Raw genomic sequence first — 26,214 nt, 5'->3', positions numbered from 1 at the left:
TTTTGATGGATTTATCAAATCAAAAGCTCGAGACAGAAGAAGAAAAGTACGCAGAAAAAGCCAAGTCTTATATCAATCAACCTAAAAAAACGAATTCGATGTTACGACGTGCAAGTGAAAAAATAAATAAAAATTCTACACTGTCGGTCGTTTTTTCGCCCGTCCGTTTATTTATCGATATGGTTCGAGCCTATCAATCCGGTGAATACCGAAATATTCGCCGGACGACGATTTTGAAAGTAATCGGGGCCTTGATTTATCTCGTGTCACCAATCGATTTAGTGCCGGACTTTGTGTTAGGTTTCGGATTTGCGGATGATATCGCCATCATCCTGTTCGTGACGAAAACGATTTTCGAAGAGTTGACACGATTCAGTGATTGGCAGGATGAGCAACAAAAAGCAAGTACGCAGCCGCTCCAAAGTGAGGATGCTTACTAATTTCATGAGACAACCGGACTGAGACAGTTGGTCCGCATATAAAACAGAAGGTGGATTTTGAATCCGCCTTCTGTTTTCGTTTGGATGAAAGTCCTCGTTTCGTACACTTGCGGTCAATCGAAAACCGGCTCTTGTTTTAAAGGAAACAAAAACGTCATTTCTGTACGCGTCCTTGAAAGTTCGTTACACTAGAAGCAGAGAAACTTTTTGGGGAAGGAGGTATGGAATGGCTTGGCATTCATGGATTGAATCATACGGTTATTTTGGAATCATGTTGAGTTTGATGTTCCCCTTTTTACCGAGTGAAGTGCCGCTTGCATATGCAGGCTATCTGGTCCACACAACCGAGTTTAATCTGATTGTCATGTTGATCGTGGCCGTCATGAGTTTTGTGATCAGTCAAAATATTTTCTTTACAATCGGGCGCCTCGGAAGTGACCGTTTACTGAAACGAATTTTTAGATGGTTTCGTATTTCTGAGGCGAAGATGGTGCGATTCCAACGTCAAATGGATACGCGCGGCCGTTTCATCTTATTGTTGTCACCGATGTGGCGGATGGGATTTGCGATTGGTGCAGGGTTGACCGGAGTCTCGCGTCTCACCTTTACGATTGCGACGACGATTTCTTTTTTTGTGTGGTCCGCTTTTTTTATCTGGGGCGGAAAGAAACTTGGACATGGCATGATGGGGCGGCATCCTGAATTCCACCATTACCTTCCCTGGATAGTCGGGCTCATCGTTTTTGGTGCAGGTTATCTGTATTTCCGAAAAAAAACGCTCATGAAAAAACAAGCTGTATCTAAAAAATAGAGGAGTGTTCACATGGCAGTGATTTTATTTGATATTGACGGTACATTGATCGACTCGACCAATCAGATGACAGAGGCGATTCATCTTGCGATGGAAGATATGCCGCATCTGGTCAAACCATCCAAAGCAAGTGTCCAGTCGAGTTATGGTTTGGCGGGTAATGCTTTTTGGAGAAAAGCAATCCCGGATGCTTCTGAAAACGACATTAAAGAGATTCGCAGAAAACGTCATCATCACTTGGAGCAAACGATGCAGAATCAAGATGTTCTGTTTGACGGCATTCGAGAATTATTGGAACAATTGACGAATCAGGGACATATCGTATCAACAGCAAGCAATTGCGGGGTACATTATTTAAACCTTGTCCTCGACAGCCAAAACATTCGATCTTATTTTACAAGTCCGAAATGTTTGGAGTCGGTGAACGGGAAACAAAAAGCAGACATTTTAGCGGCACATCGTGAAGAGTTTGGCGAGGTCGACTATTTGATGGTCGGCGATCGTTCATCGGATGTTGAGGCGGCCAGACTACAAAATATGCCGGTAGCGATTTGTTGCTTCGGTTTTGGAACAGAACAAGAATGGAAGACGGCTGACCATCAGCTGGAGACACCGCTTGATTTGTTGAAGTTTGTATAACGGAATGAGCAAAAAAACAAGCAGCGCTGATGAGTCAGCGTCTGCTTGTTTTTTTAGTCAATCAAAATCAAGTCGGTACTGCTCGTGATTCGTCCAAGGACGAAAACGGCGGAAGAGTTGATGGAACAAAAGACACAGGATCACCGGCAAAACAATAAACAGTCCGAAGACAAGCGAAATGTTGATCCACGTCCAGCCGCCTGCCATCAAGTGGAGCGCATTGATTGGACCAATCAGACCGGACATACCGAATCCGGCACTGAAAGGAGTCCCTTGAATACCGAGTACACCTGCGAGTCCGCCAAGTACGGCGGCGCTGCACATGACGGGCAGAATCATGATCGGATTGCGAATGAAATTCGCCATTTGAATTTTAGGAGAGCCTAAAAAATGAGCGATGGACGTGCCGTGGGAATTGGCCTGCCACCCGGCAATCGCGAGTCCGAAGCCTGCCGCACAAACACCGAGGTTGGCGGCTCCTGCCGCAACACCGGATAAACTGATGGCTGTTGCAATCCCGACCGTCGAGAGCGGCGATACGATCAGGACCGAAAAAGTAACGGCTAAGGCAATGCCCATCAAGACCGGTTGAAGAACGGTAAAGTGTGTAATCACTTGACCGATCGTGGCTGTGATTTTCGTGACAAACGGATAGGTCAGGACACCGATTCCGCCGGCTCCGACGATGATTAAGGTCGGGATGACGAGAACCGTATACGTCTTAAAACGATTTCCGAGCCAGATGACGAGGGCGGTCGCGACTGCGGCTGTCAATCCGGCATTGATGACATCACCGGTTCCGATGAATAAGTAACCGGCGGTCTCGGTTCGGCTTGCGACACCGGATCCGACGACAGTCGCAAGACCAATCGTGGTCGCTTCGATCGGGGTTGCCTTGAATTGCATGGCAACGGCGACACCGATGACCATCGGCAAAAGCCGCATCGCAAGAGCAGTCGAGTCGATGATATGTTGTGCAGGAGAAAAATAGGGAAGCAATGCTTTGGCAAGTTCACCAAGCAACGCTCCCGGGATGAGAGCAACTAAGATTCCGATGCTGAGTCCATTTAAGACATGGACACCGAATTGGCGGTCAAAACGTTTCAAGGTCGTATTCAACTAAATTCACTCCTTATGTATCGCTTTTATGCATAACAGTATAAAAGCGATGAATTGTGTTTAATCATACGAAAGAGCGTTCAAAACGTCAAGCGGAAAATGGAATTTTCTGAAAAAACAAAAGCAAACTATTCGCACTGAAACAAAAGGACTGCTAGAGTGGAGAGGTAAAAAACCGGGGAGGGAACAGTTATGTCAGAACAACAAATCGTATTAGCCAGCAGACCAGAGGGACGTCCGACACGCGACACGTTCCGTTATGAGACGATCGAATTGGACGCCTTAAAAGCGGATCAAGTGTTAGTAGAGACGCTCTATATCTCAGTCGATCCTTACATGCGCGGGCGAATGAATGATGCACGTTCTTACTCGCAACCATTCGAACTGGATGCACCTATCCAAGGGGGTGTCGTCGCGCGGGTCGTTGAATCAACAAGTGATCTGTTAACAGTGGGTGACACCGTCGTCGGAATGCTCGACTGGGCGACGAAATCCGTGGTCGATGCAAAACAAGTCCGTAAAATCGATGCAACATTGGCGCCTGTCTCAACGGCACTGGGTGTGCTCGGAATGACAGGTATGACCGCTTACTTCGGTCTGCTCGACATTGGGAACCCGCAACCTGGCGAAACGGTCGTCGTCTCGGCAGCAGCAGGAGCCGTTGGATCAATTGTTGGTCAAATCGCTAAAATTAAAGGCGCACGAGTCGTCGGGATTGCCGGAAGTGCTGAAAAGATTCAGTATCTGAAAGAGGAACTTGGATTTGATGAAGTCATCAATTACAAAACGGAGCAGATCGGCGAAGCCTTAGACCGGACTTGTCCGGACGGGATCGATGTCTACTTTGAAAATGTAGGCGGTGCAATCGGGGATGCCGTTCTTGATCGATTGAATCCTTTTGCCCGCGTTCCAGTCTGTGGAGCGATTTCCGGCTATAACGAACAGGCGGATTTAGGTCCGCGGGTTCAATCGAAATTGATCATTGCGCGCGCACGGATGCAAGGTTTCTTGGTCGGTGACTATGGCAAACGGTTTAAAGAAGCAGCGGAACAACTTGGTCAATGGGTCAGCAACGGTGAGTTGAAGTACGAAGAAACGATTTTTGAAGGGTTTGAACAAGTCCCGGACGCATTTCTTGGTCTGTTTGACGGGTCGAACACGGGAAAACTGTTGGTCAAATTATAAGAGTACGTCAAAAAGGTGTTGCTTTCCTGAGCGGAGAGCAACACCTTTTTTGTGCTTGAATTTATTGATCAGCAGGATCCTTTTTTAATTCTTCGACATCAGGATCCGGATGCTGTGTTTCGGCCGGTTTGATTCCCGGATCAGATGTTTTAGCTGGTTCTGGATCCGGATGTAAGCCGACATCCGCTGTTTCGTTTGGTGCATCTTGTTTTTTATCCATCATGAGTGTTCCTCCCCCTTGTCTTCGATATTTTTATATGTACCCGAATTATCAATTCTAAAAACGAAACGGACACTTTGGTGAGATTGATGTTTTGTAGCAAAACAAGATACGAACAAACTCGACTCCACGCAAACTCCTCTTCATTTGATGGTGAATGTAAGGAAAAAGACCAATTGCTTCATCAACTCTTTACAAAAACCTTGCATGACCTTTAAGTCCTCTTTGAACTGGTCTCGTAGACTGAAACAGAGATGAATGAAGGAAGGGTGTATACGTGTGAGTGAACAAAAGTGGAAAAAAAGCATCATTGAACAATTAAACTGGGTGCGGACTGAACAGAAACGGATCCAATCCGCACCGGCAGCAAACCGTGCGTCGATCGAGGGTCTAAAACAACTCGACGTCTTGCGGATGAAAACGACGGTTCGCCCCAAGTCCTCCCCACTCGAAGCCAAAACGAAGCGTTACCATCAGGACAGCAACAGAGAGTTGCTGAAAGAGATTGCGTACGAAGACATCCCTGTGACGGGCGGTTCACGTTATTATGAACGCCGTCCGCTTGAGGTGGCGATCGTGTGCTCAGAGTTCATGCATGCCTACTATCAGGACGCGTTACATTTACATTATGTTAATCCGGCAACCTTTACGGACGTCTTTGAAAAGCCGATTGATCTGTTTCTTGTCGTCACGTCCTGGAAAGGTCTGCACGGTGATGATTGGAAAGGGGTCGCGACGCCGACTTCTAAAAAACGGCAACGTTTGCTCGACATGATGGAGCAGGTGAAAGCAAAAGGAATCCCGGTCGTCTTCCAGTCGACGGAAGATCCGAGCAACTTTGACCGGTTCAGTGATCTGGCGAAAGTTGCCGACTATATTTTGACATCAGACGAAGCGATGATTCCGGAATACCAAGTACTCTGTGGACATGACCGGATTGAAGCAACTTCGTTTGGCGTTAATCCGATCATCCACAATCCGGTCGGAGCGACGAGAAGCCGCAAAAAACACGTTTTGTTTGCCGGCAGCTGGATGGCGAAATATCCGGAGCGTGTCAAAGACACGGAGATGTTATTTGATGGTGTCTTACGCTCAGACCATACACTCGATATCGTTGACCGGAACTATCAGTTAAATCTACCGGACTATCATTTTCCGGAACGTTACGTCTCGCGTGTGGCTCCTGCGATTCCCTATGACGCATTGCAACAGGTCAGTAAATGTTATGACTGGGTGTTGAATCTAAACAGTATCAAGTACAGCAAGACGATGTGTGCGCGTCGGGTCTATGAATCACAAGCGCTCGGCAATCTGATTTTGTCGAACTACAGTATCGCCGTCAATAACGATTTCCCGAACGTCTTTACCATCCATGACCACCAAGAAGCCCAGGCGATTCTCGAGCGGACGACACAAGAGGAGATTGATCGACTCCGGGCGGAAGGCATTCGTTCTGTCATGTCGTCGCATACGGTCTATGACCGGATTGATCAATTGACGCGGCTTCTGCAACTGGACATGCCGCCGGTCAAACGGACGCTTCTCGTCGTCTTACGCAATGCGACGCCGGAACTTGAACAACTGCTCGCGCGTCAATCGATCACCGCTGATGTAATCTGTCACGAATCAGAGTTGACCGGAGCGCTTTATGCCTCAGCCGATCTCGTCACTGTACTCGACGGAGCTGAATCATACGGAGAATACTATTTGGAAGATTTGATGAACGGGTTCAAATACAGTGATGTGTCAATCACCCGCAAAACGCGGACTGACGAAGCTCATTTCGTAATCCGGGAAGTAGAAGGGTCGACAGTGAACGCCATGATTTGGCGTGAAGCGTTCCCGTATGAGCAGTTCTCCGAAGGAAAGATTGAGGGAGAGACGTTGTTCCTGGACGCGCTGGAGTGGAACGAAGGTGGCGGAACCGCCATGATCGAAGCACCTGTGCTATCTGTCGTCGTCCCAATCTTCAACAATGGCAGGCATTTGACGTATAAATGTTTTGCCAGCCTCAAACGGATGGATCGGTTTGACGAGTCGGAAATCATCTTGGTCGACGATGGATCGACGGATCGATTCACCCGCCAAGCGATTGACCGCCTGGCACGACGTCACGGGAATGTCGTGACCCATCTGTTTCCGACGGGCGGCAGCGGCAGTGCGTCACGTCCGCGCAACAAAGGGGTGGAACTGGCGCGCTCGGAACGGATCGCTTTCCTTGATCCTGATAATGAAGTCTTGAGTGACCGATATGCCGAACTGTTGGCTGAGTTGGATCAAGATCCGACACTCGACTTTGCTGTCGGACATATGAAGAAGTTGGCAGAAAAAACAAGCATCATCGCGTTGCCGAAGATCCGTAAACAAGGGCGGACGGTGTGTGATCAACCGAAAGCCTACTTATTGGAAAACCGCTTTTCCGTTCAAAGTATTCAGGCGCTGGTCGTCAACCGCCGTTTTCTGCAGGAACATCAGCTGGAGCAGGTGGTAGGTGCCGTCGGACAAGATTCCCTGTTTTTCCAAGAGATGATGTTGCACGCAAATCGTGTCCTGCTCGTCAATCGTGTCATCCATTATTACTATGCCGCAGTTGCCGGTTCGACCGTCAACTCCTTGACGGTTCGTTTCTTCGAACGAAGTGTCGTCCGGGAAAAGGCGCGGGCAGAGAAATTTGCCCGTTACGGTGTGCTCGATGCGTATAAGACAACACGTTTTGAGCATTTCTTTGAACACTGGTATTTAGTGAAGCTCCGGTATTGCAGCGACAAGGATTTTGCCCCAAGTGTCGCATTACTGCGCATGATTGTTGCTTTTTATGAACCAATGAACTTGACGAATCCGCTGATCCGTCAATTCGTGGAGTTGGCGGACATGAAACGGACGGATGCGATTCAAACATTGTTACTGGAGGAGGTCAGATGATGCAGACAAAACAGATGATGCGACCGAAAGATGAAATTCGGGCCGCCTATTATGATCAACTCGGAGTCGCATTCGGGAAAAAGGTCCGGTCTCGGGTCCACTGGATCATCCGGGAAACAAAAGGCAGTCAAATTCTCGATATCGGCTGTTCCGGTGGACTGGTTCCGATTTTGCTCGGGCGCGAAGGCAAGCAGGTGGTCGGTATCGATGTCTCGCCGGAAGCAATCGAGGAAGCGACGGCGGCATTAGGAGAAGAAGCACACTCCGTTCAAGAATTGATTCATTTGGAAGAAGCCAATCTGATGACCTTCCAAACGTCCCAACGATTCGACACGGTATTGATGACGGAAGTCTTGGAACATATCGGGGAACCGGAGCGGTTTGTCGAAAAAGCCTGTTCGTTCTTAAAACCCGGTGGTCGGCTCGTCGTGACCGTTCCATTCGGTGTGAACGATTATGCCGATCATAAACGGACGTATTATTTACAGCATCTGCTGGAACAATTGACACCATACGGGACGATTGAGCAGTTGGAACGCATCGATAAATGGCTCGGTGTGACGTTGACGCTTCATCCGGAGAAACAACCGTCACGCCCGGTAACGGAACAAGAAGTCAGTTGGCTCGAAACAGCTTTTGAAGCGGTGGAACGGTTGCATCTTACTGAAATCGTCCGCTTGAAGCAACTGAATAAAAAGTGGGAATTGAAGCAGCAAAAACAGCAGGACATCGAACAGGAACAAGCGGAGTTGGTGTCAGAGCGGGATCAGCTCACGCGGCAACTCGCAGAGAAGGAAGACGAAATTGAGTTGCTGACGCAACAGTATCAAATGGTGCTCGCGCGATACGAAGGGGCGCTTGTGTCGAATCTGGATGTCTTGGAGGCGAATGCAGAATGGAAATCAAAGTACCGGTCACTCGCAAATTCAAAGCTCGGAAAAATCGTCATCCGTTACTGGAAGTTCAGACGAAACGTAAAGAAACGACGGGCCCGGAGACGATGAACGTTCTGATGATTTGCCAAAATTTTTATCCGGAGATCGGGAGTGCTGCGAACCGGATGAAAAATATCTTCAAACGGATGGAGCAACAGGGGAGTGAGGTCCACGTCTTGACGTCGGAACCCCTCTATCCGACAGCTGAACTGTATACGGATGCCATGTTTTGGGACGAGCCGAGTCTGGATGCTGCGAAGATCACCCGAATTCAACCACGTGATCTTCGGGCGACGACGAATTTATGGCGCAGACTCCGTTTGTTCATTGAACAATTTGTCCTGGCAGTCCAGGAAGTACGGCACGATACTAAACAATACGCTTACATCTATGCGACGACGCCGTCGATCTTCATGGGTCTTGTCGGAGTCGTTGCCAAACACCTGAAAAAAGCACCGCTGATTCTGGACGTTCGCGACTTATGGCCGGAATCACTGGTCGGAGTCGGGATTACGAAATCACGGTTGTTGCTTGCGCCACTCTATTGGCTGGAAAAATGGATGTACCGCCAAGCCGATCAAATCGTCATCAACAGTGAAGGGTTTCGGTCGTATATCGAAAAGAAAGGGATTGCACCAGAGAAGATTCACTACATCCCGAATTCGATTGAGGAAAATGAATGGTTGATTAAACGGCGGAAAGTATCGGAGCAGGTCCGTGTCGTCTACACCGGCAACATCGGTCTGGCGCAGGATGTTTTTTTACTACTTGATGTCGCGGAACAACTAAAAGAGGATAAACACATTGAATTCCATGTCGTCGGATACGGGTATCACAAGGAAAAATTCGAAGCCCATGTTCTCGAGCGGGGGCTGACGAACATTCACTTCATGAACGCGATGCCACGATGGGATGCGCTGAAACAACTGGCGAAGAGTGACATCGCCTTTGCAACGTTGGTCGAGAGTACAGCGTTCGACACGGTGACACCGGGAAAAATCATCGACTACATGGCGATGGGGTGTGCGATTGTCGGAGCCGTCTCGGGGCATGCCGCTAAAGTCATCGAAGATGCGGGAGCGGGCTTTGTCTCCCGCGAACGGAGTCGTGAAAAGATCGTCGAGCATATCCGGTACTTGGCTGAACATCCCGAAGCACGCAGCGCCATGGGGCAGTCCGGTGTGAAGTATGTCCAGGCGCACTTTGACTGGGAACAAAATCAGGAGCGGTTGTTTGAGGCGATTCGTCAAACCGATCTTCGAGTATTAGGGGTGAGTAAATGAAGCGGGTCGGAATGTTTGTTTGGAATACGTTTACGAACGATGCACGTGTTTTACGGGAATGTACGGCGCTTTCGGAAGCCGGGTATCACGTTGATCTGTATTGCCTGAATGATGGGAGCTTGCCGAAACTCGAACGACACCCGGCAGGTTTTCAGATTCTTCGAATCGATCGGACACCTCCACTTGAATCCGTGCTGCGCCGGATCCGGAAGCGTAATCTTCTTACGCTGATGGCCGGCGCAGGCGTGTTATTGCTGTTTCCATGGCTGATTCCGGTCTTGGTGCTGCTATATCTCTTACAGAAAAGTCGGTTTGTCCGCTATGCACTGTACAACAGCTTCGGAATCATCCGCATGACGCGGGCGGCTCGCAAACACACGTACGATATCATGCATGCGAACGATTTAAACACGTTGCCTCAAGCAATTTTTTCCGCAAGAGGGGCGAAGATCGTTTACGATTCGCACGAAGTGCAGACCGACCGGACAGGTTATGGAAAAGGACAGGGGTTATTTGAGCGTTACTTGTTACGGTTTGTTGATCGAACGATGGTTGAAAATGACACGCGGGCCGACTACCACGCATCACTTTATGGTGAACGGCCGGCTGTCCTGCATAATTATCCGTTTTATCACGAAGAAGTACCACAACCGCGATCCGTACATCAAGAAATCGGCATCAAGGAGGACGAACCCATTTTGCTGTACCAAGGTGGTATCCAGGAAGGGCGGGGACTTGAGCGACTGATTGAAGCGATGCCGTTTGTCCGGCGTGGGACTTTGCTGTTTGTTGGAGACGGAAAAATCAAACCGCGGCTCCAGGAGTTGGCGGCACAGTCACCGGAACGGGAGCGGATCCATTTTATTGATAAAGTACCGCTTGATCAACTGCCGAGTTATACGGCGGCTGCGACGGTCGGTTTTCAAGTTCTGCAAAACATCTGCTTTAATCACTATTCGGCTTCTTCGAATAAGCTGTTTGAATACATGGCGGCACTCGTGCCGGTCGTTGCGGCGGATTTACCGGAAATTCGGCGTGTCGTCGAAACGGAAGGCGTCGGATTACTCGTTGACGTTGAATCCCCGGAAGCGATTGCTGTCGCCGTGAACCAAATCGTCGAGGAAGACGGCTTGCGTCAGGCGATGAAAGAACGGACAAAGCAGGCGCGCCGGAAATACAACTGGGATAAAGAAAAACACCATTTATTGGACGTTTACCGTGAAATCACGAAGTAACTAAACACTGAACGAAGATGGAAACAAGACAGATACAGGCAAATCCACGACAGGAAACAACGGAAGTGACCGGATTCGGTTGTTTGTTTGCTGAATGCGATGAATGTTCGTGGATTATTTACAAGCTTTACAAAAAGTACAGGAAACGCCTTGAATGTAAGGTCTGTGAAGAATGGTTTAAGAGATGGTTAGAACCATTGGAAACACAAGCAATTGTCGTTATGGTCTAGTTACAGCCACGACACAGTCGGTAATTTGCTGACGTGAAGGACTAACTCGTAACTAGATGGAGGAATGACAAAATGAAACTTTGTACAATCGGACTCGGATATATTGGATTACCTTCTTCAGCCATGTTTGCAGATCACGGAACGGACGTCGTCGGGGTCGACATCGACCCGCGCATCGTTAAGATGTTGAATGCGGGAGACATTCATATTGAAGAACCGGGACTTGAAGATGTCATCAAGCGTGTCGTCGCAAACGGAAAGTTTCGGGCAACACTGACACCGGAACCGGCAGATGTCTTTTTAATCGCTGTTCCGACACCGAATTTAAATGACACGTATAAATCGTGTGACTTGAAGTATGTCCTGTCAGCCGTTCAGAATATGTTGCCGCACGTTCAAAAAGGCAACGTCATCATCGTCGAATCAACAATCGCTCCGCGGACGATGGATGATCATGTCCGACCATTGATTGAAGCAGCCGGGTTTGTTATCGGTCAAGACGTCTTCGTCGTTCATTGTCCGGAGCGGGTGCTTCCGGGACAAATCTTACATGAACTCATTCACAATAACCGGATTGTCGGCGGATTGACACCGGCTTGCGCGGATGCAGGTGCAGCAGTATATGAAACATTCGTTCAAGGTGAAATCGTCAAGACGGATGCGAAGACGGCAGAGATGTCGAAATTGATGGAAAACACGTTCCGCGATGTCAACATCGCTCTAGCCAATGAACTGACGCAAGTGTGTCACAAACTCGAAATCAACGTGCTCGACGTAATCGAGATGGCGAACATGCATCCACGTGTCAATCTACATCATCCGGGACCGGGTGTCGGCGGCCATTGTCTTGCGGTGGATCCGTATTTCATCGTCGCAAAAGCACCGTCCCTTGCACGGATCATTCATACGGCACGGGAAACGAACGTCAACATGCCGCACTTCGTCGCTGAACAGGCAGAGCGCCTAGTTGCGTCTCACGTCCGGCCCAAAATCGCAGTGTTCGGCGTCACATACAAAGGGAACGTCGACGACATGCGTGAAAGTCCGGCTGTCGATGTCATCGAGCAACTGATTGACCGCGGCATGGATGTAGCAGTCTGTGATCCACACGTCGAACGTTCGATTTCGTCACGCTTTGAGCTTGTCGATGAGATTGATGCGATCCAAGGTGCGGACCTGGCACTGGTGCTCGTCGACCATGACGAGTTTAAACAGTTTGATTCACGGCGTCTTGCGAATCAGATGCGGACACCGGTCTTGTTTGATACAAAAGGAATCGTTCAACCGCTTGAGGACATCACGGTCCTGAACTTTGGTAACCTGCATACGTATCAAACGACGGAAGTGGATGCGAAGGCGATATGAACGGGGTCGGTACAATCGGGAAAGAGCTGAAAGATCATTTTTATCTGATCTTTCGCCTTTCGCTTTATGAAACAAAAAGTCAATACAGCATGCAATATCTCGGATGGTTCTGGGAAATCATGACGCCGCTCCTGCAGATTGGCGTTTACTGGGTCGTGTTCGGTTTCGGAATCCGTGGCGGAAATCCGGTCGACGGGATTCCATTCGTCTTTTGGTTGGTCAGTGGACTAATTGCCTGGTTTTTCATCGGCAGTACGATTCCAAGCGGCTCACGATCGATTTACGGTCGGGTCGCCCTTGTTTCGAAAATGCACTTTCCGCTCAGTACGATCCCGGCCTATGTCATCTTGGCGCAATTTTACCGCCATGTCGCAATGATTGCCTTGACGATTGTTCTCGGAATGGCATTCGGTTATTTTCCGGGCTGGCATACGTTTGAATTGTTGTATATCGTCCCGGCGGGTGTGATTTTTCTGTATGCCGTCTCACTTTTGTTGTCTGCTCTGGCAACGATGATTCGGGATGTCCAAAACATGGTGACTTCGGCGATCCGGATGTTGATGTATTTGACGCCCATCATGTGGATTCCGCCGGATCACAGTCTGTTTAAGACGTTGTTGATGATCAATCCTCTCGTCTATTTGATCGAAGGATACCGCTCGGCATTGATTGGGACCGGTTATCTGCTCGATCACGTCTGGTATGGAGTCTACTTCTGGACTGTGACGTCCGTTTTGTTAGTGGTAGGAGCAGCAGTTCATCTGCGGTTCCGGCGGTACTTCATTGATTATGTCTAGGAGGAAAAAACATGAGTCACGTCGTATTCGAGAATGTTTCAAAACGCTACGTCTTGTATGCCCGACCAATTGATAAATTAAAAGAAGTGTTGTTCGGTAAAGTCAGCGGTAAACCGTTTTATGCTTTAAAAAATATCTCGTTCTCCGTCGAACAAGGCGAAATCGTCGGTGTGGTCGGAATCAACGGAAGTGGGAAGTCGACCTTGTCGCATCTGCTCGCCAACGTCACGCCGCCGACGTACGGTCGTGTGACGCTTGGCGGTAAATCGGCATTGATCGCGATTTCCAGTGGTCTCAATAATCAGCTGACCGGACGGGACAACATCGAATTAAAAGGATTGATGATGGGGCTGACCAAAAAACAGATCCAGGCGATTACGCCGGAGATTCTGGAGTTTGCGGACATCGGAGATTTCATCGATCAACCCGTCAAAACATATTCAAGCGGGATGCGGGCGCGGCTTGGTTTTGCCATCTCGATTAATATCAATCCGGATATCCTGATCATCGATGAGGCGCTGTCGGTCGGTGACCAGACCTTTACGGAAAAATGCCTCGATAAGATGCGGGAGTTTCGCGACCAAGGAAAAACGATCTTTTTTGTCAGCCATTCCTTGAATCAAGTCAAAAGTTTTTGTACAAAAATCCTTTGGCTCGAGTATGGAGAAGTTCGGATGTTTGGACCGACAGCGGAAACGATGGCGGAGTATAACAAATATTTATATTGGTACAAGCAGCTGACGAAAAAACAAGCTGCACATTATGTCATGAAAAAAAGAACAGGACGAAGTGATGAAATCGAGCGTTCGGCACGCGGTGAAACGATTGAATTGTCGTCATGAATAACGGATAGGGGATGGAACGAATGAAACGAGTCATGTTAGTGTTCGGAACGAGACCGGAAGCAATCAAGATGGCGCCTGTCGTCAAAGCATTGGAAAAACGAGAAGGGGTCGAACCGATCGTCGTCGTGACGGCACAACACCGGGAAATGCTCGATCAAGTCCTTGAACTGTTCCAGATCGTTCCCGACCATGATTTAGACTTGATGCGTCCACGTCAGACACTCGAAGAGATGACGGCACGGATTTTAAATGCGATGCGTCGTGTCTTGGAAAAAGAGCAACCGGATTTGGTGTTGGTCCATGGGGATACGACAACGACATTCGCGGCTTCACTTGCGGCTTTTTACCAACAGATTCCGGTTGGTCATGTCGAAGCCGGCTTACGGACGTATCAGAAGTATGCCCCATTCCCGGAAGAGATGAATCGTCAATTGACGGGTGTACTCGCTGATTACCATTTTGCACCGACCGATCAGGCAGCGGAAAATCTGCGGCTCGAGAACAAACAAAGTCCGATCATCGTGACGGGAAATACGGTCATCGACGCGCTAAAAACAACGGTTTCGAAAGACTACACGCATCCGGTGTTGACGGATCTTACAGCGAGCGGACGGAAGCTGGTTTTGTTGACCGTTCACCGACGGGAAAATCACCTGCAATTATCGCAAATTTTTGATGCCGTCGAACGATTGGCGGACAGTCATCCGGATATTGAAATCGTCTATCCGGTCCATCCGAATCCGATTGTCCTCGAGGCAGCGGAACAGTTGAACCATCATCCGCGCATCCGATTGATTGAACCGCTCGATGTCTTTGATTTTCATAACTTGGCAGCCCGGGCGACACTGATTTTGACGGATTCTGGCGGTATCCAAGAAGAAGCACCTTCGCTTGGCGTGCCGGTCCTCGTCTTGCGTGATACGACCGAACGTCCGGAAGGTGTCGCGGCCGGTACGTTGAAGCTTGTTGGGACGGATCCGGAACGCATTTATGAAACGGGTCATCTGTTGCTGACGGATCAAGGGGCTTATGACGCGATGGCACAAGCGGCGAATCCATACGGAGACGGTCATTCGGCAGAACGCATTGTTGATGCGATTTTAAGCGAGGTACCGGTATGAGTTCACGTCCACTGGAACTGGCAAGTTATCAGTTTTTTCCGCAAGGGAACCGGGATAAGATTCTGCTCGAAGAAGATGCGGACGGTGTTTGGTTCGATTTTCAACAGGCGGACCCGACCGATAAGCTGTACATCCAATTGTTTGATCAGGGATTTCAATATCCTCCCTCAAAGTTGTATCGTGCCGACGCCTCTTTTGGACAGGCCGAGTCCGTCACATTGACGTGCGAACTGGAAGCGGAAACGTCATGCGACGTTCAGATGTTCAAGATGCAGTACGGGCAAAAAAGACGGATGCATTCCGAGACGGAATGGCTGACGGTAAATGGAAAAACAACGTGTTCCTTACAACTGAAACGAGTCAAGGGCGCCGACTATTTTAAAATTGCATTCAAGTTTCTACTCGAAGGGGACATGCGGGTTCGGTTGACAGCGTTACACGTCAACCGGCTTGTTCCGATCAAGCAGGAGGAATCCTACCATGTTATTTAGTTCGACGATTTTTTTATTTCTATTCTTACCGATCGTGTTGCTTGTCTACCACTTGTTGCCACGCACGTTTCGGAACGGCTGGCTCCTTGTAGCGAGCCTTTTCTTTTATGCCTGGGGTGAACCGAGATTCGTCCTATTGATGTTGACCAGCATTTTAATCAACTATCTGTTTGCATTGGCCGTACACACGTACCGGACACGGGTTGGTGTCAAATGGATCATGTTCAGTATGATTGCCGTCAACCTGGGATTGCTCGGTTGGTTTAAATACAGCGGATTTTTTGTGACGTCAATCAACGAGACATTTCAGACGACGCTGTTTGTCCCGGAAGTCGTTTTACCGATTGGGATTTCATTCTTTACTTTCCAGGCGATGAGTTACGTCATCGATGTGTATCGTCAAGCGGGACAGGTCCAAAAAAACCCGCTTGATCTCGCTTTATACATCGCGTTGTTCCCGCAACTGATTGCCGGTCCGATTGTCCGGTACGAGACGGTTGCGGACGAAATCAATCACCGGCGGGAAACCTTGCCTGAATTTGCACAAGGCGTCCGTCGCTTTATCATCGGCCTATCCAAAAAGTTGATTTTAGCGAACGGTTGCGGGCAAGTCGCGGATACGATTTTTAACATGAAGGATTTATCAATGGGTCTCGCTTGGATTGGAATCATCGCCTATGCCTTACAAATTTATTTTGACTTTTCCGGCTACAGTGACATGGCGATTGGACTGGGGTTGATGTTTGGCTTTCATTTTCTTGAAAACTTCAACTATCCGTACATCTCAAAATCAGTCTCTGAATTTTGGCGTCGGTGGCATATTTCATTAGGTTCTTGGTTCCGGGATTATGTTTACATTCCCCTTGGAGGAAACCGGGTGTCGCCGTGGAAACAGTACCGCAACCTCGGAATCGTCTGGATGCTGACCGGACTTTGGCACGGCGCAAGCTGGACGTTTGTTGCCTGGGGAGTTTACTACGGAATCTGGATCATGCTCGAAAAAGCCTTCCTCGGAAAACTGCTGGCGCGGGTTCCCGTGTTCGCGACAGTATGGACGCTGGTACTCGTTTTGGTCGGATGGGTCTTTTTCCGGGCGGAAACGTTCCCGGAAGCGATTACGTACATTCAAGCGATGTTCGTCCCGGATGTGCTGTGGGATGACCGCGCGAGTTATCAACTCGTCCAAAATGGTGTCATTTTAGCGCTGGCGTGTCTTGCTGCGACTCCGATTCCAAAACGGATCGGCGAACGATTTGTCGAATCATCGGGCAAAATCGGACAGACGATGCAATATGGATACGCGATGGTCTTGTTGTTCCTCGCAACATCGGCACTGGTCGCAAGTACATTTAATCCCTTTATTTATTTCCGTTTCTAGAAAGGAGAAGACGACATGGCACAACCAATCGAACGCAAATTAAAGCCGAAAGCGGACGGTCAACCGTCCTCATCCTTTGAACGGAAGATGATGTGGCTGACGACGATCAGTTTTTTCGTCATCTTGATGGCGATTGGCGCGGGGACGATCCTTCGGGAAGACCGCGTCAGTTCCCAACTGGAAAATCGATCCCTTGCACAGTCCGTCAAACCGACCGTCCAAGGCGTGATTTCGGGTGATGATATGGTGAAGATGGAAAGTTATTTCACCGATCAATTAGTGTTGCGTGGCACCTTTGTTGAAATGCAGGCCCGATTATCAAAAAATGTCCTGCGGCAACCGTTCCGTAACGGCATTTATACCGCAGAAGACGGTTACTTGATTGAGCCGAGTCAAGCGGCGCAACCAATCGTCCCGGACGCTTTCCGACAGTTCACGCAAGAGGTCAACCGTCCGGTCTACTTCGCCCTCGCCCCGTCGAAAACCGTCGTCGCGGAACGGGATGGAATCATTCCGGGTTACGTGGCATCAAACGCGGAACAACGGTATCAGACGATGCAAGCCGGCTTCAAGCAAGCGGGCATTAACTCGATTCCCCTTGATGCTTTACAGTTGTCCGATTACTTCAAGACGGATCATCACTGGAATGTAGACGGCGCCTATCAAGCCTATGGTGAAATTATCCGTACAGTCGCGAAAACAGAACCGACGTTAAAAAAAGTGGAAGTCGATCCGGAATCAAAGCGGGCATCGGAACATCCTTACTTTGGTTCACTCGCCCGCAAGACGACGCTTGCGTATGCGAGCACAGGAGACAAAATTGAATACTACGATGCAGACCAATTTAAGGGTATCGACGTCTGCTACGACAAGAAATGTGGTCAGCCGCTGATTGATGAGCAATTCATCAAGGAAGAGGGTGACTATGCCGATCGCTACGAAGTGTTCATGCGCGGCAATCACGGTATCTTATCAATGACGTCGCAGACGAAAGGACCGAAGCTGCTTGTCCTCAAAGACTCGTTTGCCAATCCGGTCCTGCCGTTTCTTGCTAAGAGTGCCAATCTTGAGGTCGTCGATGTGCGATACGTCAACAAAGATTTTGACGCATCTGAATTTGCGAAGCAAAAAAACGTGGATGCCGTCGTCTTCTTACACAATGCGAACATCAACGGGTTGATGAAGACGTATCAGCAGAAATTGTAAAGGAGGTGCCGCATGAGATCACGTTTACGGAAAAAACAACCGCGCATCGGTTGGCGGATTGCCAGTGCCGTTTTGTTGTTGTTTGTCTTAACCGTCAGTGCCACAACCGGATTTGCGTTCTTGAAGTTCCAACAAACAGCAGATTCATTCATCACACCATTAAAAGGAACAAAAAAGCTCCCGCTTGAGGTGATGCAACCGGTCAACGTCTTATTGATTGGAGTCGACGAACGAAAAAATGATCCGGGGCGAGCGGATGCGATCATGTTGTTGTCGTTTAATCCGAAAACGAAACAAGCGACCTCTCTTTCGATTCCGCGTGATATGCAGGTGACAATTGCAAATGGTGAGAAAACAAAAATCAATCATACGTATGCTTACGGTGGGGTTGAAGAGACGATTGAGACGGTCGAGCGGACGTTTGAGACCAAAGTCCCGTACTATGCCAAAATCAATATGGATGGATTGATTGAACTCGTTGACGCGGTCGGTGGGGTGACGGTTGATAATCCATCTGCTTTCAGTTGGAACGACCGTCGTCTGCAAAAAGACTATGCGGAAGGGAAAATCAAACTTGACGGGCTCGAAGCGAGCGGATATGCCCGTATGCGGAAACAAGACCCGCTCGGTGACATGGGACGACAAATCCGTCAACGGCAGGTCTTGGAAGCGGTCGGGATGAAACTAGCCGGTCCTGATATTTTAACGAACTTGGAAGAAATCAGCCGGGTTCTGAAAAACAACTTCAGCACGAATATCACGTTTTCAGAAGCGGCACAACTGGCGCAAGAAAATCAAACCGGGTTTGAACGTCTGAAACCGCTCAAACTGGACGGTGAGGGATACATTGCGAGTGACGGCGTCTGGTACTTTTTCGCCTCGGATCAATCGATGCAAGAAGTCAAACGGGCAATCGACAAACTGACGAAAAGTTAATCCAATCGTGAGCAAGGACTGTGTAAAAGGGGGTTCCTTTTTCGCAGTCCTTTTTTTCGATTCGCTTGTTGGTCCAAAAGTCTTATTTTCTTTAGCAGACTAAAATAAGCTTTGACAGACAAGCAGAACGAATGGAGAATGGAAATGAAAACGATTACATAAATCCAAGGAGGATACGGCATGAATCGATTGAAATCAGTCTGTGCAGTTGTGCTAACGTTTGCACTGATGTTTAGTTTGTTTCCAGTAAACAGCTTGGCACTGGAAAAAGGCAAATCGACACTCGTCATCATTCACTACAAAGAAGATAAAACGTCAGAAAAAGATTGGAATCTCTGGTTATGGGCGAACGGACCGGATTATTTCCCGAACAAGGCACACGCCTTTAACGGCGAAGATGCTTACGGGAAAATCGCAGCTTATGAATTTCCAGTGGATCAACCGGAAAAAATCGGATTCATCGTCCGCGATGATTCATGGAACAAAGATCCCGGTTCGGAAAACGACCGTTTCATCACAAAAGATATGATCAAGGACGGGGTCGCAGAAGTCTGGATCGAATCAGGCAGTAAAGAAGTATCACCTGTCAATCCAACAGGTGGCAGCGACATCGAGGATGTCAATACGAACATTCATTACTACCGTTACGATAATGACTACGACAAGTACGGGGTATGGGCATGGCCAAACGCTCAGGATGGAAAACGATTTGAATTTAATGGTCAAGATGAGTTTGGTGCTGTTGCCAACGTCACGTTGACGAACACAACAAAGGAGCGTCTTGTCGGAATCATTCCGCACATCGAAGGATGGTCTGAAAAAGACGGAGCGGATCGTTTTTATTACGCCGGAGCAAAGGATATTTGGTTGATTGAAGGCGATCAAACCATTTACTACGGTAAACCGGACATCGACCGGACACCCAAATTCACAAGTTTCCTGGCCGATGATTTTAAAACCATGACGCTGAAAACCAACTCGCCGATTACGGCGGAAGATGTAAAAGCGTTAACGTTTAAAGGACTGGTCAAGCCGGTCGTAAAACAAGTCGATGCGAAGACGCTTGAAGTCACGGTCACCTCTGACATCAATCTGGCGAATGTCGTCACCGTGTCACACCCGGTCTTTGGCGAAGGGATTTTAGAAGCGGGGAAAGTCCTTCGTTCCGATGCCTTTGATCAAAAGTATGCGTACGATGGCAAACTCGGTACGGTCTATCAAAAAGGCAAAACGACGTTCCGGGTCTGGGCACCGACAGCCCAAACAGTGGAACTCGAACTGTACAAGTTACCGAAAAAACAAGCAGCAACAACTAAAGATATCGTGCGTGAAGTGAAAATGGTCCGCGGCGACCGTGGTGTCTTTAGCGTCACGGTCAAGGGAGACCTTGACGGAACAGGCTACACGTATGAAGTCAAGCATGCCAAAGAAACGACACGAGCGGTTGATCCATATGCGACGGCAGTTGCTGTCAACGGGGATCAAGGTGTCGTCGTTGATTTAAATGAAACGGATCCAAAACGTTGGACCAAAACAAAAATGCCGTTAAAAGAAGCAACGGATGCCATCATCTACGAAACGCACGTCCGTGACTTGTCGATGTTTGATGTGACAGGTACGACATACGATTCAGGCATCAAGCAAAAAGGAAAGTATCTCGGTGTCATCGAGCCGGGAACACGTCTGTTGAAGGACGGCAAAAAAACAAAAACGAAAACCGGACTCGATCACTTAAAAGAATTGGGAATTACTCACGTCCAATTCATTCCGGTGTATGACTTCAATACGGCGTCCGTCGATGAGACGAATCCCCTTAAAACATACAACTGGGGCTATGATCCGAAAAACTACAATGCGCCTGAAGGTTCTTACGCAACCAATGCCTATGATCCAAAAGTCCGGATCAAAGAGATGAAACAAATGATTCAAGGATTACATGACAACGGATTACGTGCCGTCATGGACGTCGTCTATAACCATATGTTTGATGCAAAAGCTTCGAACTTGGATAAAATCGTCCCAGGCTATTACTACCGCTACACAGAAGGCGGCGATCTGGCGAACGGTACAGGTGTCGGAAACGATACTGCTTCCGAGCGCAAGATGATGCACAAACTGATCGTCGATTCGGTCGACTACTGGGCAAAAGAATACCGCTGGGACGGATTCCGTTTCGATTTAATGGGGATCCATGACGTCAAAACGATGAATGCCGTCAAACGGACGACAACAAAAATCGATCCGTCGATCCTCGTCTTTGGAGAAGGGTGGAGTCTTGGAACACCACTTCCGGAAGCAGAAAAAGCCAATCAGACGAATGCCAAGCAGATGCCGGGCATCGCACACTTTAACGACAACTTGCGGGATGCGCTCAAAGGAAGTGTTTTTGAAGATACGGAAGCCGGTTTCGTCAACGGTAAGGCAGGTCTTGAAACACGCATCAAGCGCGGGGTTGTCGGTGAGATTGCCTATAACAAAGAAATCACCGGTTTCACAGCAGAACCCGATCAAGCCATCACGTATGTCGAAGCCCATGATAACCACACATTATGGGACAAGTTAAACTTAACGAATCCGCAAGATACCGATGCGACGAAAACAAAGATGCACCGCTTGGCATCAAGCATCCTGCTGACGTCACAAGGAACAACCTTCATCCATGCCGGTCAAGATTTCATGCGGACAAAAGGTGGCGACCACAATTCGTACAAGTCACCGGATTCCGTCAATCAACTGGATTGGAAATTAAAAATGGACCGTCAAGCCGATGTGGATTACATGAAAGGACTGATTCAAGTCCGAAAAGCGAATCCGGCTCTGCATCTCGGTTCAGCAAAAGACATCCGCCGCTACCTGACGTTTAAGGATGCACCGGAACAAGTCGTTGCTTATCAATTGGCAGATGAAGCTCCACAACAAAAAACCGATCTGTATGTCGTCCATAATGCGAAACGTCAAGCCGTCAAGATGACGTTGCCAAAAGGGACGTGGAACGTGATCGTCGACGGTAAGACCGCGGGAACGAAAACACTTAAAAAAGTGTCGGGCAGCCTTACGGTTGATCCGCTGAGTTCTTACGTGTTAAAAAAATAAACAACCAAAAAACGTGTTACCTCTGTGAATGACTCACAGAGGTAACACGTTTTTTTATAAGGAAAAATTAAGCGTAACGCTCGTCTTCTTCCTCTTCTTCGTTGAGGTTACCTTCTTCTGATTTCGCGACGACGACGGCACAAGCAGCGTCACCCGTGATGTTGACGGCTGTCCGCATCATATCGAGCAGACGGTCGACACCGATGATCAAAGCAATCCCTTCAACAGGCAGGTTGACCGACTGGAGAACCATCGTCAGCATGACGAGACCAACACCCGGTACGCCGGCTGTTCCGACAGACGCGAGAACGGCAGTCAAGACAACGGTTGCGAGTTGAGCAGGCGATAAATCAATTCCATATACCTGAGCGATAAAGACGGTCGCGACCCCTTGCATGATCGCTGTCCCATCCATATTGATCGTCGCACCAAGTGGTTGGACGAAACTTGACACGGAGCGTGGAACTTTTAACTCACGTTGTGCGGTTTGCATAGCGACCGGTAACGTCGCGTTCGACGACGAAGTCGAGAAGGCAAACAACATGACGGGAGCAAACTTCTTGAAGAAGAAAATCGGATTCATCTTTCCGAGCAATGAGACGGTAGAACCGTACGTCAACAGGGAATGGACAATCAATGCCAGGATGACGACACCCATGTAGAGAGCCATTGCTTTTAAGGAATCAAATCCTTGTGAACCGACGGCAGAAGCAATCAAAGCGAATGCGCCGAGTGGTGCCATCTTCATGACGAGACCAATCAAATACGTCATCAAGTCATTTCCTTGTTCGACGAATGACCGTAAAGTCGATACTTTACTGCCGAGGAATGTGATTCCGAAACCGATAAAGACGCTGAAGACGATGATTTGCAACATGTTGCCTTCGGCCATCGACGTGATTGGATTCGTCGGGAACATTCCGACAATCGTATTGATCAAGCTGGTATCCGGTAAGTTTCCTTGGTCATATTCCAAGTTGTCGGTTGCAAAGTTGCCGAATGTACCGGGTTTGATCAGTAACGACAAACCAAGTGCGATGACGATGGCAACAGCCGTCGTCGTCATGAAGTAACCGATGGCTTTTCCGCCGACCCGGCCAAGTTCCTTTGGATTCCCGAGTCCCATGACACCAAGCGTAATCGAGAAGAAGACGATCGGGACGACGAGCATTTTAATCAAGTTCAAGAAAATCGTACCGATCGGTTGAAGTGCATACTTATTCAATCCTTCGTAGATTGATTTGTCTGGTAACGTTGCGAGAATGATTCCGAGAATGACCCCGAGGATCAATCCCCAAATAATTCGTTTGGCTTCTTTCATAAATGAGAACAACTCCTTTTTCAGATAACTGTGTCTATTTTGACACATCATTCACCGTTTTGACAAAACATTTTAAAAATTTTAAGAAAACGCTTACAAATTATTTCGATTTTTTTAAGCAAAAAACCATGAATCTGTTGTAAATAATGAGGTGACATGAGAGGATAGAAAAGAACAAAAAGGAACATCTCGGGAATGATCCAAAACCGGTCAATCAACTATTGACCAAATTGTATATTCCTACTATAATGTTGTATGACGTGTCTGACACGTTTCCTTTAGTCGGTAATATCGGAGGGAGGGAAAACTAGTGGAAACTCGTGTACGTAAAAATGAATCACTTGAAGACGCACTTCGCCGCTTCAAACGTGGTGTTTCAAAAGATGGTACGCTTGCTGAAGTTCGTAAACGTAAACACTACGAAAAGCCAAGTGTAAAACGTAAGCTTAAATCGGAGGCTGCGCGTAAGCGTAAGAAGTTCTAACGTAAGAGAGGGTGTATCCTCATGAGTCTTCAAGAGCGTTTGACAGCGGATATGAAGGAAGCCATGCGTTCGCGTGAGAAAGATCGTCTCACGACGATTCGGATGGTGAAGTCGTCCCTGCAAAATGAAGCGATTAAACTCGGTAAGCAAGAATTAACTGATGAGGAAGAGCTAACTATACTCTCACGTGAGATGAAACAGCGCAACGACTCCCTCCGAGAATTCGAACGCGCTGATCGTCACGACCTCGTCGAGAAGATTCAAGCAGAGATAATCGTGCTCGAAGCTTATATGCCAAAACAACTTTCGGAAGAAGAAGTCCAGGAAATCGTTGATGCAGCAATTGCGAAGACGGGTGCCTCGGCTCCTTCTGATATGGGGAAAGTAATGGGGATCGTCATGCCGCAACTCAAGGGTAAGGCGGACGGTGCCTTGATTAATCGGCTTGTGAAACAACAACTGAATTAACCCGTTTTGAAAGGTGTCCTTCGGGATGCCTTTTTTTGTTCAATAAATTCGGAAAATTCGGAACTTGGAAAAAGTTATGAAACCTTTTCTGAGATGAAAGCGTATATAATAATAGTAACAATGAGCCATGTTCAGAAAGAGGAAATTTGTTTGTCGTCTGATTCTGATGAAAAAGGGGTGAACGGAGTAATGTCTTTTAGCTTAGGGATGATTTTAGCGGTCTTTATGATCGGTGTCATCATGTTACTGGTCGAGATATTCGTGACTGGATTCGGTATATTCGGCGTACTTGGAATCGGTGCTGTCCTTGCCAGCTTAATCATGGCAGGAGCAACGGTTGGTCAAGTGGGTCTTGCAGTAGGGTTGGCAGTCTTTTTGTCGCTGGCTGCCGGGTTCTGGGCGTATCGTCGGATCAAATCGAATCAGTCATTACTGTGGAGAGGGTTGATCTTAACAGACTCCACATCGTCTGAAAAAGGATACTTGTCTCATCAAGACAAGGAACAACTACGTGGGAAAGTGGGGCTCAGTTTGACACCACTCCGTCCTGCGGGAACGATTGAAATCGACGGGAATCGAGTCGATGCGGTCACGGAAGGTAGCTTCATCAGCTCTGGAGAACAAGTCGTCGTTCAAGACGTCACACACGGGCGAGTCATCGTCCGAGTCCAAAAAACGAAGGAGGAGTCACTCACATGACACCTGAATTATTGACCGTTCTACTCATATCAGGAGGAATACTTATTTTCCTCGCGATCTTCTTTACACTTGTTCCAATTCCACTCTGGATCAGCTCGCTCGCAGCCGGCGTCCGGGTCTCGATCTTCACGCTCGTCGGGATGCGACTCCGTCGCGTCACACCATCAAAAATCGTCAATCCATTGATCAAGGCCGTCAAAGCCGGGATCAACCTCAATACGAACCAACTGGAAAGTCATTTTCTTGCCGGTGGTAACGTTGACCGTGTCGTCAACGCATTGATTGCTGCGCATCGTGCCAACATCGAGCTCAGTTTCGAACGGGCGGCAGCCATTGATTTAGCAGGTCGAAACGTGCTCGAAGCCGTTCAGATGTCCGTTAACCCGAAAGTCATCGAAACACCATTCATTGCAGGTGTCGCGATGAACGGGATTGAAGTAAAAGCGAAAGCACGGATTACCGTACGTGCCAACATCGACCGTCTCGTCGGTGGTGCCGGTGAAGAAACCGTCATCGCGCGTGTCGGTGAAGGTGTCATCTCGACAATCGGTTCATGTCAAGATCAAAAAGAAGTACTTGAAAACCCGGAAATGATTTCGCGGACCGTCCTTGCGAAAGGTCTCGATTCAGGAACAGCCTTTGAAATTCTCTCGATCGATATCGCGGATATCGATATCGGTAAAAACATTGGTGCGGTTCTTCAAACGGACCAAGCGGAAGCCGACAAAAACATCGCCCAAGCCAAAGCCGAAGAACGTCGGGCAATGGCGATTGCGAGCGAACAAGAAATGAAATCACGTGTCGAAGAAATGCGTGCCAAAGTTGTTGCGGCAGAAGCCGAAGTTCCACTTGCAATCGCAGAAGCATTGCGTGACGGAAACTTCAGCGTAATGGATTATGCCAACTACTTGAACGTGACGGCGGATACAAAAATGCGTCAAGCCATTGGTGGGCAGTCTTCGCCGAACGACTCACAATAAAGGGTGATCTA

24 protein-coding genes are annotated in these 26,214 nt (G+C 48.3%); 21 read left to right on the top strand and 3 right to left on the bottom strand.

What is annotated here, in order from left to right:
• Positions 1–5 precede the first annotated feature (5 nt).
• The 3 genes from P397_RS0112910 to P397_RS0112900 all read left to right on the top strand — a co-directional run bounded on the left by P397_RS0112910 (position 6) and on the right by P397_RS0112900 (position 1,890).
• Complete coding sequence (locus P397_RS0112910; protein WP_026833661.1) at positions 6–440, top strand: YkvA family protein; 435 nt, start codon at positions 6–8, stop codon at positions 438–440.
• Positions 441–666: 226 nt separating this feature from the next.
• Positions 667–1,251, top strand: coding sequence for a DedA family protein (locus P397_RS0112905; protein WP_028106812.1), 585 nt, complete (start codon positions 667–669; stop codon positions 1,249–1,251).
• Between the two features lie 12 nt (positions 1,252–1,263).
• Positions 1,264–1,890 (top strand): HAD family hydrolase, encoded by a 627-nt coding sequence (locus P397_RS0112900; RefSeq protein ID WP_028106811.1) that lies wholly within the window; start codon positions 1,264–1,266, stop codon positions 1,888–1,890.
• A 57-nt stretch (positions 1,891–1,947) separates the two neighbouring features.
• Here the strand turns inward: P397_RS0112900 and P397_RS0112895 are convergent, their stop codons facing one another.
• Complete coding sequence (locus tag P397_RS0112895) at positions 1,948–3,009, bottom strand: PTS transporter subunit IIC (protein WP_051524031.1); 1,062 nt, start codon at positions 3,007–3,009, stop codon at positions 1,948–1,950.
• Positions 3,010–3,201: 192 nt separating this feature from the next.
• On the opposite strand from P397_RS0112895, the gene P397_RS0112890 reads away from it, so the two are divergent.
• Positions 3,202–4,194: an NADP-dependent oxidoreductase gene (locus P397_RS0112890; protein ID WP_028106809.1), complete on the top strand. Its 993-nt coding sequence runs from the start codon at positions 3,202–3,204 to the stop codon at positions 4,192–4,194.
• Positions 4,195–4,255: 61 nt separating this feature from the next.
• Here the strand turns inward: P397_RS0112890 and P397_RS18010 are convergent, their stop codons facing one another.
• A complete protein-coding gene (locus P397_RS18010) occupies positions 4,256–4,417 on the bottom strand; it encodes a hypothetical protein (protein ID WP_167331062.1) in 162 nt (53 codons plus the stop codon).
• A gap of 276 nt (positions 4,418–4,693) precedes the next feature.
• Between P397_RS18010 and P397_RS0112880 the strand changes: the two genes are divergently transcribed.
• The 13 genes from P397_RS0112880 (at position 4,694) to pulA (ending at position 22,251) form a co-directional block, all read left to right on the top strand.
• Entirely contained in the window at positions 4,694–7,336 is a 2,643-nt protein-coding gene (locus P397_RS0112880) for a glycosyltransferase (protein WP_028106808.1), read from the top strand.
• Entirely contained in the window at positions 7,336–8,340 is a 1,005-nt protein-coding gene (locus P397_RS0112875; protein WP_028106807.1) for a methyltransferase domain-containing protein, read from the top strand. Before P397_RS0112880 ends, P397_RS0112875 begins: the two co-directional genes overlap by 1 nt.
• Positions 8,232–9,554 (top strand): glycosyltransferase family 4 protein, encoded by a 1,323-nt coding sequence (locus P397_RS0112870; RefSeq protein ID WP_235183996.1) that lies wholly within the window; start codon positions 8,232–8,234, stop codon positions 9,552–9,554. Before P397_RS0112875 ends, P397_RS0112870 begins: the two co-directional genes overlap by 109 nt.
• On the top strand, positions 9,551–10,789 hold the full coding sequence (locus P397_RS0112865; RefSeq protein ID WP_028106806.1) for a glycosyltransferase: 1,239 nt from the start codon (positions 9,551–9,553) through the stop codon (positions 10,787–10,789). The genes P397_RS0112870 and P397_RS0112865 overlap by 4 nt, the downstream gene beginning before the upstream one ends.
• A 302-nt stretch (positions 10,790–11,091) precedes the next feature.
• Positions 11,092–12,384 carry a nucleotide sugar dehydrogenase gene (locus tag P397_RS0112860; RefSeq protein WP_026833651.1) on the top strand — a complete coding sequence of 431 codons (1,293 nt, stop codon included), beginning with the start codon at positions 11,092–11,094 and terminating at the stop codon, positions 12,382–12,384.
• Positions 12,381–13,181, top strand: a complete 801-nt coding sequence (locus P397_RS0112855) for an ABC transporter permease (protein ID WP_012369711.1) — start codon at positions 12,381–12,383, stop codon at positions 13,179–13,181. The genes P397_RS0112860 and P397_RS0112855 overlap by 4 nt, the downstream gene beginning before the upstream one ends.
• Before the next feature lie 11 nt (positions 13,182–13,192).
• Complete coding sequence (gene tagH, locus P397_RS0112850; protein ID WP_012369712.1) at positions 13,193–14,023, top strand: teichoic acids export ABC transporter ATP-binding subunit TagH; 831 nt, start codon at positions 13,193–13,195, stop codon at positions 14,021–14,023.
• 14 nt (positions 14,024–14,037) lie between these two features.
• Positions 14,038–15,147, top strand: coding sequence for a non-hydrolyzing UDP-N-acetylglucosamine 2-epimerase (wecB, locus tag P397_RS0112845; RefSeq protein ID WP_407636701.1), 1,110 nt, complete (start codon positions 14,038–14,040; stop codon positions 15,145–15,147).
• Positions 15,144–15,638: a hypothetical protein gene (locus P397_RS0112840; RefSeq protein ID WP_028106804.1), complete on the top strand. Its 495-nt coding sequence runs from the start codon at positions 15,144–15,146 to the stop codon at positions 15,636–15,638. The genes wecB and P397_RS0112840 overlap by 4 nt, the downstream gene beginning before the upstream one ends.
• Positions 15,628–17,016 (top strand): MBOAT family O-acyltransferase, encoded by a 1,389-nt coding sequence (locus tag P397_RS0112835; RefSeq protein WP_028106803.1) that lies wholly within the window; start codon positions 15,628–15,630, stop codon positions 17,014–17,016. Before P397_RS0112840 ends, P397_RS0112835 begins: the two co-directional genes overlap by 11 nt.
• A 15-nt stretch (positions 17,017–17,031) precedes the next feature.
• Positions 17,032–18,222 (top strand): DHHW family protein, encoded by a 1,191-nt coding sequence (locus P397_RS0112830; protein ID WP_028106802.1) that lies wholly within the window; start codon positions 17,032–17,034, stop codon positions 18,220–18,222.
• A gap of 12 nt (positions 18,223–18,234) precedes the next feature.
• Positions 18,235–19,158, top strand: a complete 924-nt coding sequence (locus P397_RS0112825; protein WP_028106801.1) for an LCP family protein — start codon at positions 18,235–18,237, stop codon at positions 19,156–19,158.
• A 180-nt stretch (positions 19,159–19,338) separates the two neighbouring features.
• Entirely contained in the window at positions 19,339–22,251 is a 2,913-nt protein-coding gene (pulA, locus tag P397_RS0112820) for a type I pullulanase (protein ID WP_028106800.1), read from the top strand.
• A gap of 67 nt (positions 22,252–22,318) precedes the next feature.
• On the opposite strand, the gene P397_RS0112815 is transcribed toward pulA, so the two are convergent.
• Complete coding sequence (locus P397_RS0112815; protein WP_028106799.1) at positions 22,319–23,572, bottom strand: dicarboxylate/amino acid:cation symporter; 1,254 nt, start codon at positions 23,570–23,572, stop codon at positions 22,319–22,321.
• Positions 23,573–23,882: 310 nt separating this feature from the next.
• On the opposite strand from P397_RS0112815, the gene rpsU reads away from it, so the two are divergent.
• The 4 genes from rpsU (at position 23,883) to floA (ending at position 26,203) form a co-directional block, all read left to right on the top strand.
• Positions 23,883–24,056, top strand: a complete 174-nt coding sequence (gene rpsU, locus P397_RS0112810) for a 30S ribosomal protein S21 (protein WP_012369719.1) — start codon at positions 23,883–23,885, stop codon at positions 24,054–24,056.
• A gap of 21 nt (positions 24,057–24,077) precedes the next feature.
• The gene (locus P397_RS0112805; RefSeq protein ID WP_026833641.1) at positions 24,078–24,524 is read left to right on the top strand and encodes a GatB/YqeY domain-containing protein; all 447 of its coding nucleotides are present in this window, start codon (positions 24,078–24,080) and stop codon (positions 24,522–24,524) included.
• A gap of 189 nt (positions 24,525–24,713) precedes the next feature.
• Positions 24,714–25,223, top strand: coding sequence for an NfeD family protein (locus P397_RS0112800; RefSeq protein WP_035387659.1), 510 nt, complete (start codon positions 24,714–24,716; stop codon positions 25,221–25,223).
• Positions 25,220–26,203, top strand: a complete 984-nt coding sequence (gene floA, locus P397_RS0112795; RefSeq protein ID WP_026833639.1) for a flotillin-like protein FloA — start codon at positions 25,220–25,222, stop codon at positions 26,201–26,203. Before P397_RS0112800 ends, floA begins: the two co-directional genes overlap by 4 nt.
• Positions 26,204–26,214: the final 11 nt, after the last annotated feature.

It is taken from the genome of Exiguobacterium undae DSM 14481 (assembly GCF_000620805.1).
Lineage (GTDB): Bacteria > Bacillota > Bacilli > Exiguobacteriales > Exiguobacteriaceae > Exiguobacterium_A > Exiguobacterium_A undae.
The sequence above is the reverse complement of the archived record's forward strand: the minus strand, read 5'-3'. Positions and strand labels throughout refer to the sequence as shown.

Bases quoted from the DNA above. Each gene is read 5' to 3' on its own strand.
- P397_RS0112910 (WP_026833661.1), top strand. From the start codon at position 6: ATGGATTTATCAAATCAAAAGCTCGAGACAGAAGAAGAAAAGTACGCA.
- P397_RS0112905 (WP_028106812.1), top strand. From the start codon at position 667: ATGGCTTGGCATTCATGGATTGAATCATACGGTTATTTTGGAATCATG.
- P397_RS0112900 (WP_028106811.1), top strand. From the start codon at position 1,264: ATGGCAGTGATTTTATTTGATATTGACGGTACATTGATCGACTCGACC.
- P397_RS0112890 (WP_028106809.1), top strand. From the start codon at position 3,202: ATGTCAGAACAACAAATCGTATTAGCCAGCAGACCAGAGGGACGTCCG.
- P397_RS18010 (WP_167331062.1), bottom strand. From the start codon at position 4,417: ATGATGGATAAAAAACAAGATGCACCAAACGAAACAGCGGATGTCGGC.
- P397_RS0112875 (WP_028106807.1), top strand. From the start codon at position 7,336: ATGCAGACAAAACAGATGATGCGACCGAAAGATGAAATTCGGGCCGCC.
- P397_RS0112870 (WP_235183996.1), top strand. From the start codon at position 8,232: ATGGAAATCAAAGTACCGGTCACTCGCAAATTCAAAGCTCGGAAAAAT.
- P397_RS0112865 (WP_028106806.1), top strand. From the start codon at position 9,551: ATGAAGCGGGTCGGAATGTTTGTTTGGAATACGTTTACGAACGATGCA.
- P397_RS0112860 (WP_026833651.1), top strand. From the start codon at position 11,092: ATGAAACTTTGTACAATCGGACTCGGATATATTGGATTACCTTCTTCA.
- P397_RS0112855 (WP_012369711.1), top strand. From the start codon at position 12,381: ATGAACGGGGTCGGTACAATCGGGAAAGAGCTGAAAGATCATTTTTAT.
- tagH (WP_012369712.1), top strand. From the start codon at position 13,193: ATGAGTCACGTCGTATTCGAGAATGTTTCAAAACGCTACGTCTTGTAT.
- wecB (WP_407636701.1), top strand. From the start codon at position 14,038: ATGGAACGAATGAAACGAGTCATGTTAGTGTTCGGAACGAGACCGGAA.
- P397_RS0112840 (WP_028106804.1), top strand. From the start codon at position 15,144: ATGAGTTCACGTCCACTGGAACTGGCAAGTTATCAGTTTTTTCCGCAA.
- P397_RS0112835 (WP_028106803.1), top strand. From the start codon at position 15,628: ATGTTATTTAGTTCGACGATTTTTTTATTTCTATTCTTACCGATCGTG.
- P397_RS0112830 (WP_028106802.1), top strand. From the start codon at position 17,032: ATGGCACAACCAATCGAACGCAAATTAAAGCCGAAAGCGGACGGTCAA.
- P397_RS0112825 (WP_028106801.1), top strand. From the start codon at position 18,235: ATGAGATCACGTTTACGGAAAAAACAACCGCGCATCGGTTGGCGGATT.
- pulA (WP_028106800.1), top strand. From the start codon at position 19,339: ATGAATCGATTGAAATCAGTCTGTGCAGTTGTGCTAACGTTTGCACTG.
- P397_RS0112815 (WP_028106799.1), bottom strand. From the start codon at position 23,572: ATGAAAGAAGCCAAACGAATTATTTGGGGATTGATCCTCGGGGTCATT.
- P397_RS0112805 (WP_026833641.1), top strand. From the start codon at position 24,078: ATGAGTCTTCAAGAGCGTTTGACAGCGGATATGAAGGAAGCCATGCGT.
- P397_RS0112800 (WP_035387659.1), top strand. From the start codon at position 24,714: ATGTCTTTTAGCTTAGGGATGATTTTAGCGGTCTTTATGATCGGTGTC.
- floA (WP_026833639.1), top strand. From the start codon at position 25,220: ATGACACCTGAATTATTGACCGTTCTACTCATATCAGGAGGAATACTT.